The organism is Mycoplasma buteonis (assembly GCF_000733865.1).
Taxonomy (GTDB): Bacteria; Bacillota_I; Bacilli_A; order Mycoplasmatales; family Metamycoplasmataceae; genus Mycoplasmopsis; species Mycoplasmopsis buteonis.
Genome location: NZ_JPOK01000002.1, coordinates 1 through 8,536, shown reverse-complemented (window position 1 = coordinate 8,536; position 8,536 = coordinate 1). Strand labels below are relative to the sequence as shown.

4 protein-coding genes are annotated in these 8,536 nt (G+C 25.0%); all 4 read right to left on the bottom strand.

The window, feature by feature from the left end:
• Window positions 1-588 precede the first annotated feature (588 nt).
• A complete protein-coding gene (locus EI91_RS00075; RefSeq protein WP_036451709.1) occupies window positions 589-1,761 on the bottom strand; it encodes an Mbov_0401 family ICE element transposase-like protein in 1,173 nt (390 codons plus the stop codon).
• A 35-nt stretch (window positions 1,762-1,796) separates the two neighbouring features.
• Window positions 1,797-6,542, bottom strand: a complete 4,746-nt coding sequence (locus EI91_RS00070) for an Mbov_0399 family ICE element protein (RefSeq protein ID WP_036451706.1) — start codon at window positions 6,540-6,542, stop codon at window positions 1,797-1,799.
• Entirely contained in the window at window positions 6,524-7,051 is a 528-nt protein-coding gene (locus EI91_RS00065) for an Mbov_0398 family ICE element protein (RefSeq protein WP_036451702.1), read from the bottom strand. Before EI91_RS00065 ends, EI91_RS00070 begins: the two co-directional genes overlap by 19 nt.
• A partial coding sequence (locus EI91_RS00060) for a VirB4 family type IV secretion system protein (RefSeq protein WP_036451699.1) occupies window positions 7,041-8,536 on the bottom strand: 1,496 nt, incomplete at its 5' end. The genes EI91_RS00065 and EI91_RS00060, both read right to left, overlap by 11 nt.

Here is an 8,536-nt window from a genome sequence, read left to right as displayed (position 1 = left end):
TTGATTGTGTCAAGTAAAGGTTACTTATTAGGAATACGAAAGAGCAAAATTCTCTTTTGTTACACCAATATTCTAACAACTTTTTAAAATACACCCAAGCTTTTTCTAAAAAAAGTTAATTTTTTGTTTATTTGCGAAAGAAAATTACGGTTACAGTCTGTAACCGTGAAATTTTGTTTCACTTAGGTTATGTTTTGTCTAAAAACACTAAAAAGTATTCGTAACTAGGTTTGTTGCAGTTTTTCGCGCGCGTGCACGCGTACGCACTTTTAAGTATCCTAGAAAGCACGTGCAACATTTTCTGACGAAATGGTGGACTAATTAATATATATATATATATATATTAATTAAATTTATCGAAAACCTGCAACAGATTTTCACCATTACCTAAACTTTTGTTGCAATTTTGTTGCACCTTTTAAAAAAGTACTAGTAAATTCAAGGAAAAAGTCTCGAAACAACAAACAAAAAATGCGACATTTTGTGAAAATACCGTTACTTTTTACTTTTTTTGTATCTCAGACTTGTTGCACTTTTTAAAAGAGAAACTTAACTGTTTTTTCATAACTAAATACTAAAAAATATAGTTTACACGATTATTCAAATACCTTTATTTAGTGCTTTAAATGTTAGTAATTTTTGCTTTATACTTCCTATATTTCACCTTGTATAACGTTTTGAAACAAGGTTTTTAAAGTCAAAATTAACATAACTTTCCGTATTACTTTTAGATAAAATAGGTTCATATTTATGATAAATTCTATTACTATTGTTCTTTAAATAACGCAAATAAGCACCTAATTTTTGACGTATTTGAAGCGAAAGTTTAGTCTTATTACTCTTGAAATAATCTCAAAAACTATTAAAAATTGCTTGATTTTCTTTATTAGTTAAAGATTTTAAGAAAGCTCATAAATCATTTTCAATACTAGTTTTTTTAAATGGTGTAATAAAATTTATAAGCTGATTTATATCTCTTTTACTACGAGTTTTAAAGTCTCTATAAGACTTAATTAAATGAAATTTATCAAGAATTCCACCTTCAAAATTATTACTAATTTTATTAATGATTTTAGCACCATCACCCTTAATAATTACGTTTATTTTCTTGTTATAATACTTATTTTTTATTTGTTCTATTAATTTGCTAATGCTATCAGCATTTTTATATTTATCATATGTTTTGCTACCATTAATCATCAAAATTTGCACGCTATTTATTGCTATTTTATTACCTAATTCATCTATTAAATTGAAAGTTAACATACGATTTTGTAATTTTTTAGTTTGCTTTTTAGATTGTATATTAATATACGCATCATCTATTTCTACAAAAAGTTTATCGTGATTTTTTGCTTCCTTTTGATAACCGATTAATTGATTTTCTTGTGCTTGTTTTATGTTTAAATCAGTCTTTTTTCAATAATGTATTAAGCTTCTTGATGGTGGGTTTTTAATTAATGTTAATCTCTTATTACTCATTGCATCATTTAATAAAAAAATCTCTTTTAACGTATTATCATATTTCTTTACGTTTCTGTGTTGTAATAAAAAATTATTATGATAATATGTAAAAGTTTGGTATTTTCCATTTGGTAGTTTCTTTTTATAACGTGTTAAGTTATAGTAAAATGTACCCTTAATAGTTATTATTTTACGTCTAATAGTTTTAAAAACTATTCAATTTGGGTGTGATGATTTACGTTCATATAATCTAAATTTTTCTTCTTGTTCGTCAAATAATTTAAAAATCTCTTTCATATATAAATTATAAAAAAAGATGCTCGATAGAGCATCTATTTTACTTTACTTTTTACCTTTCTAATATATAAATATGTACCGATACCAGCTGTAAAAATAAGAGTTAAAAACAAAATAGTAGAAGTTGTAATTATTTTCGTCTTACGTTGTTTGTTTGCTTGTTTTTGTTTAAAATCGCTTTTATTAATAACCTCTCTTACCGTTACATCAACACTTTTATCGTTAGCTTTTGCAGTTGTATTTTTAATAACTAATTCTGTCTTACCGAAACTATAACCATAATTCGGAAATAAATTTATTGTTGCAATATTTTCATGATTTGCAACTTTTAAGAGTTTATAAATCGCTGTATCTAGCTGATTTTTTTTCAAAATATATGCGTTTTTATCCATTTGTTTACTTTCAAAAAAGTTATCTAAATAAGCATAAATTTTGTCTTTGATTGTTTTTGGATTATCTTCAAAAAGTACTAATGCATTAATACTTAAACTAGCTAAATTAACAAAATTTGTTATTTCTTCTTCATCATTACTATCATTAGCATCTTGCTTTTTATCTGGTGTATTTTTGCTTTCCTTGATTAAATTATTTCACTCTTCGAGCTCTCTATCAGTTAATTCATCTATATTATTTTCTACATCTAGTTTAGTTTTTTCTTCACTATTAGCTTTTGAAATAATGTTAAGAGAAAGCTTTTTATTTGTTACAAGATTAAATAAATACTCAATAGAATTTATATTCTCAATATAATAATCTTTATTATAAATATAGTTATAAATAGCTAATTCATTCTTTACGTAGTTGATAATTAAATGTTGTAGTTCCTCAAAAATCTTGCTGCTAAGTATTAATTTATCAAGTTTTATATCGCTTAACTTTCTATTAATAATTAAGTCTTTTGTGATTTTTGAATTATGTTGTACCTTAACAACTAAGCTATTTATTATTTTAGGATGATTGCTTTCTATAATTAAATTTGTTTCCTCACTTCCATTAATTAAAGCGTTTAAAACACTGTCAAAATTACTTAAAATAACACTCTCAAATTTAATTTTATGTTCTTGAAGTAGCTTTGTTGTTTTAAGTATTAACTCTTTATTTAATTGCTGTGATGTTTGACTTGTTAGATTAATTGGACTAACTTTTAATTTAGATAAATCAATTATGTTATTAATTTCTTGCATTAAATAGTTAGTTATACCCACTTGTAAAGTTCCTTTTTTTGGAGACTTTGCTTTAATTAATAAATTATAATATTTTGCATTTAATTTATCTTCTAAATATTGAATGTTAAGTAGTTTTTCAACTACAACATCTATATTTATTAGCTGATAATCTCTATCAATTTCAAGTTGATAAGCACTTAATTTTTCTTTAATATAGTTAGTAATTTTTTCCTTAATTTTTTCTCTATCTTCAATTCCTTTAATATTTAAGTTGTCAATTTTCTCTATTTTTGCAAAAATTCCAAGCTCATTTTTTTCTAAATTTATAGCTAATGCGTTTCAATTAAAATGAATTTTAAACTCATTTTTATCAACCTTATAATGTTTTGCAAATTGTTTTTTAACACCAACTGTAATGTTAAGTAAGCTATCGATTTCATTTAAGTTATAACTTAAATCAAAGTCAAGTTTTCCAAAATCAGCTTGTGATAAATTGTTAAATCACTCTTTACTTGCTCTTAAAGTTTTAACTGTATCTTTTGTTAAATAATTAATACTTTCAAGCACTTTTTCTTTGTTTAAAAATAGATTAATTGTTCTTTTTGATGTTTTAATAGGTTCACCTACAAATGCAATTTCACTAGTAAATTGATTTTGATTTAGCTCATAACCAGTTATAAAACTAGGTTTTAGAGCAATAGTAATGTGTAAAATATTGTCTTCATCTAGAAAGATATTACTAATATAAATCAGATTTTTTAGTTGTTTTTCGTTTAAAAAATCATCTAAAAATAAATCTTTATTATCAGTTTTTATATATCTATTAACAAAATCTGCTTTTGTAAAAGTTTGCGGAATATCTTTAAAAGTAATACTAATTTGCTCTTTTAAAAAGCTTTGTGTTTCGTATTTTTTGTAGTTATCATTAATAAATAACATAAAATATTGCATTATTTTTTCGTAACTTAACGATTTAATATATTCTTCGTCTAAGTGGTATTTGCTTTGAATAAACAGCATTAATTCAATACCTATATTTGAATTTCAAAGATTTTTGAATTTACTTGTGGTTATAATATTTGATAACTTTTCTTTTTGTGCGTTTAAATTTTCATCGATTAAAACAATCTTATAGTTATCGATACTTCTTTGTGCGTGTGACGTAAAAAGTCATAAACCACTATTTGAAAAATAACTATCTTCACCCGTAGCAAGTGGTAAATCAGCATATTTTTTATTATCATTAATTATTTCGTAGCTAAATCTTCCATTAGATAAATCATTTTGATTTATTTTGAAATAACGATATTGACTAGCACCAGATTTAACACCATCTATTTGTTGTAAAGCACCTTTACCCAAAACCGAAGCTTCTGCGATAAAACCTCTTATTAGTCTGTTTCCATTTTTAGCTAGCAGTGTTTTGGTGCTAAAAGGAAGGTTTGTTTTCAATTCATAATCGCTTGAACCGATTATTTCAACATCGTTTTCTAAATCAACTCAAACTAATTCTTTTTTCGTACCAGTAACAGGATTAATTTCTTTATCATATTTAGGATTTGGTACAAAATTTCCTTTTTCGTCTTTTAATTCTTTACCATTATCACCAATTAAATACTTACTAATTAAGTCTCTTTGTGATTTATTTTTAGATGGTTCTCATGCATAATATACATAATTTTCTGTTAGTGCATTAGCATTAATGATAATATCAATGCTTCAAGTATATTCAAGATTTTCCTTGCTATTTCCTAATCCATCTAGATACTTTTTAATTTCGATTTTGTAAGTATTAATTTCTGTTTCTTCCTCGCTATTATTAAAAGAATTATCAACTATTAACTTTCTTTTATCTTCTAAAATTTCTTCAAAGCTTTTATCTAAAACTTCGATTCTTTTTCCGTTGATAAATAGTGTTTCACTTTCTTTTGGTGAAAAGAAATTAACTTTTGCGGGAGCATGATAAAGTCATTTACCACCATAAAAGCTTTTTTCATTAATCTTTTTTTCATCCGCTATTTTTTCCGGAATATCATCTTTTAAGTTTGTGCTATTTCCCTCAAAATCTACTCATTTATTGCTTCGAATTTTTAATCTATCTTTTAAATCTGTTGAAATAGCTTTTGTTGAATAACCTACCTTAATTGGAAAATTTTTAGCAATTGGATATGCATTTTTCTCAAAATTGTTTCCACTAGCTAACATCTGGATATCAATTTTGTTATCACTGACAAAGTGAAAGTTAATACCATATTTATATCCATTATCTTGTAAACTTTGATTAATTTCATCAATTTTAGCTTTAACTTTTTCTTGATTTTCAACACCACCCAGATAACCGAGTTTATCACTTTCTACATTAATTGCTCCTAGTTGTTTTAACCGATTTTTTGCATAGCTAAAAGCACTAGAAAAGTCTTCAATTGCTTTATTTTTTTCATCGACATTTTTATTAAATGAACTGACAGTAATCTTTGGTGCATAAATTTTAATTTTTGGTACAAATACCATCGCATGTTCTCTTTGATTATAAATGGTGTTATATTGCGAGCTATCTTCTAACTGGTTGCTATTTGAAGCTAATGAAACAAATCTTTTTTCAATATCAAAATCAAGCTCAATTTCATAATCATTTTGCATTTTAAAATCTATTAAATTATCTGTGTCATAATCTAAATTATTCTTATCTTTCAAAACTTTTAGTACATTCTTTTTTAAATCACTATCATCATTGTATGAACTTAAATTATTAAATGTACTTTTATCAAAAACATACATCCGATTAAACACAAAAGAGCTATCTATATTTTCACCATAAAGTTTAAAAATAGAATTAGTTAGATTTTCAGCTTGAAAAAGCACTACATCATTACTGATAAATTTTTTAAAGTCATTTTGTGACAAAATAACCTTTGAATACTGTGCATTTTCATACGTTTCTTCCAGTTTATTTGCATACTTAGTGTATTCGTGCTTATAACTTTTATCAATTACAAAGTCTTTGAAATATCCATGTAGATTTAAGTACTGACTACTTCAATTAGTATAATAATTATCTTGATACATGCTATATAATGTATTGTATTTTTCTGTATCTTGAAAGTTATTTTGTCTTGAATATCAACGATTTTCATTAAAATAAGCAATATCATAGTAATTTACTGCTCTTGTGTTTTGTCAGTCAGATTGTGTATTTAATTTTTTATTAGCTTCTTCACTTTTTAAATTTTCTACATTTCAACCAAAATAATAATAGCTATTATTATTAGTATAGTAAGAATATTGAACACCATTAAAACCAGTTAATAAATCGTTTTTTGCATCACTTCAACTTCATGATGAATTAGCTAGCGTTCCTTTTCCATCTAGATTTGGAAAATAAAATAATCGTCATCGTTTAGTTAAATTTGCAGCTAAATCTTGTGGTACTTTTATTTCATAAAGTAATCTTTCTTGTTTTGAAAGCGTTTTTGTGATATTTGCTGTTTGTTTATTTATCTCTAACTCATCAAGTGTAAAATATTGTGTATTTTCACTACTTACACTTGCTGACAAAACACCTAGTGAAGGTAGTAAAGCAATATTGCTACCTAATATTAATAATCTGTATCTCATTCTGTAATATCACTACTTTGTGAAAACGCTTCAAAATTCTTTTGTGTTTCTTTTTGTGCTTCTTTTAATTTTTTCATTTTCTTTAATTTTACATTTGACATTTTGTTTCGGTAATTACCAAATTCACTTAGTTCTTCAACAATTACCTCTTTATTTTTAGCTAATTCTTCACCACCAGAAGCATTAATTAAAAAATCCAGTTTTTTATCAATTAAAACATTTAAAACTTGTAGTTCACCAATTGCATTTAAAATTTGATTTTGAAATGGACTAAGTGAAGCAAAATGCGACTTTCTCAGTTGGTAAAAAATATCATTTTTTAGTGACGCAAGAACACCACGAGCTTTTTCAATTTGTAGCATTTCTAAAAATTTTCTTGTCATAAATTGATTAATCGAAAGATTGCTTTGTCTTGCTCTTTCTTCTCATTCAAATAGTAACATTTCATCTTCTTTTGTAAGTTTATTAAAACGTAAATAATATGATTTGGGATTAGTTTTAGTTTTCATAATTTCCTTTCTTAAATAAAAGAGCTTTTTCTGTTTTGTTATAAAAAATATTCATTGTAATGCGTGTATGGTTGTTTAAGTTAAATAAACATTCACCTACACCAGCTAGTGATAAAAAAGTACTTTCGCTTTGGTTTAAACCACCATTATATTTATACATTTCGTTAACTGCTTCAATATCCTTGCTTTTTAACCCGAAAATAAAAGAATAATCACAGTTTTGTAAAATTGCTTGTGCTTTGCTACTTACGTTGTTTGTACTTGTAAAATCACTTGGGTTTTGTGTGGTGAAAATTACACCACCGTTAAACTTACGAATTGTTTTTGTTGTTTTAAACATAAAATCTAGGTTTGTCATGTTTTCACTATCTATATATAAGTGTGCTTCATCAATAATTAATAAAACTTTTTGATTTTCATTAACATAGTTTTTGCTAATCATTCCATTTATATAATTTAATATTGTATACATCGCAATTTTTGAATATTTATTATTCATTGAACTAGTATTATTAATTTCTTTTGTATTAAATACAATAAAGTTATTTTCTAAGTTCATTGTGCTTGTGTGATTATAAATTTTTTCAATTGCACCATTAGATGTTAAATCTACTTTTAAACTTTCTTCAAGTTCAAAAAGAATATTTATAAGTAATTTTTGTTTTTCTTTTTCATTTTTAAATTTCTTATTATAAGTAGATAATACTTTCATTAAATCGCTGAAAACCGGTCAGTTTTCACTTGGGATATCAGCTACATTACCTTTGCAATCAAAAATTCCATATTCTCTATATAAATCTTTGATGCACTCAATAATAATATTTAGTTTTATTTCACTTGCATCAGTTAGCAGCATTGCAAAATAATTTCGTAAAAACTCTAAGTGTTTGATTATTAACGCATCATTACTTGTTTTTTCTTCATCAATATAATTAATAATTTGGAGTGGATTAATTTTATTTTCATCATTTGATGAAAAGTTAATTACTTTACCACCTAACTTGTTTGCGATATCAAGATATTCAGCTTGTGGATCGATTACTAAAACCTTATTTCCATTTGCAATCTGATTTAAAATAACTTTTTGGGTTAATGTTGTTTTACCTCTACCAGAAGCACCAATAATAAAAGCGTTGTGGTTTGTTCTGGTTTTATCTTTTTTATAAAACTGATTAAATATTACAATTTCATCATTTGTACTACTTCCTAAAAGTAAATTATTTCCATCGTTATAAATTGCACTTGTAAAACCGTAACCATTAATTAAGGATGAAGATGGTAAAAAGATAGTATCATCATCACTAATATTATTTCCCATAATACTTAATTTATATTCGTCAAACATTTTGTTATTAATTAATTTAATTTCCATTTTTAGCGAGCGAGCAATTTTTTCATTCATTGAAATTTTTTGTTTTAATTCTTTTAGTGAAGCAGCTTTTGTTACAACTAAAATTGAAATTTCATACATTAAATTATTTTCAG